This is a genomic window from Hydrogenophaga intermedia, assembly GCF_023715105.1.
GTDB classification, from domain to species: domain Bacteria; phylum Pseudomonadota; class Gammaproteobacteria; order Burkholderiales; family Burkholderiaceae_C; genus Hydrogenophaga; species Hydrogenophaga intermedia_A.
This window is the reverse complement of record NZ_JAMBNO010000095.1, coordinates 1-473: the sequence shown is the minus strand read 5'-3', so window position 1 is coordinate 473 and position 473 is coordinate 1. Positions and strand designations below refer to the sequence as shown.

The window sequence follows — 473 nt, the reverse complement described above, 5'->3', positions numbered from 1 at the left end:
CCGCAGGATGTCGTCGAACTGGGTGGTGCCGGTGACGAGCCGGCTCTGGAAGGAGGTGCCGTGGTTGGCCTCCTGCAGGCCGACCACGTCGAGGTTCCCGCCGAGGATGTTGGCCAGCACGGCGGAGCGGCGCTCTCGCCACGGGGCCATGGCGGGGTCGGTCCCGTCCAGGCTGACGCTGACCACGTTGTAGCTGCCGGCTCGCACGTCCGAGGGGCCGTTGACGACGGGGGCCGGAAGCGGCGCGGCGACCGGGGTCGCTGCCGTGAAGGCGCGGACCGTCCTGCTGGGCCGGGTGAGGTTCCTGCCGCTGGCCCGGACCGCCACCACCTGGAAGAAGTGCGCGGTGCCGCTCGTCAGGCCGCTGATGCTCGCGCGCAGCCGGGTGGTCCGCACGCGGACCGGGTTCGTGAAGGCGCGGCTGGTCGACGTCGTGACCCGGTAGCCCCGGGCGCCGGTGACCGGCTGCCAGG

Annotated in this window: 1 protein-coding gene; it reads right to left on the bottom strand. The window is 74.0% G+C overall.

Annotated features, from left to right (window positions below; translation table 11 throughout):
- The coding region (locus M3149_RS22725) for a hypothetical protein (RefSeq protein ID WP_251711619.1) at window positions 1-473 on the bottom strand (473 nt) is incomplete at both ends.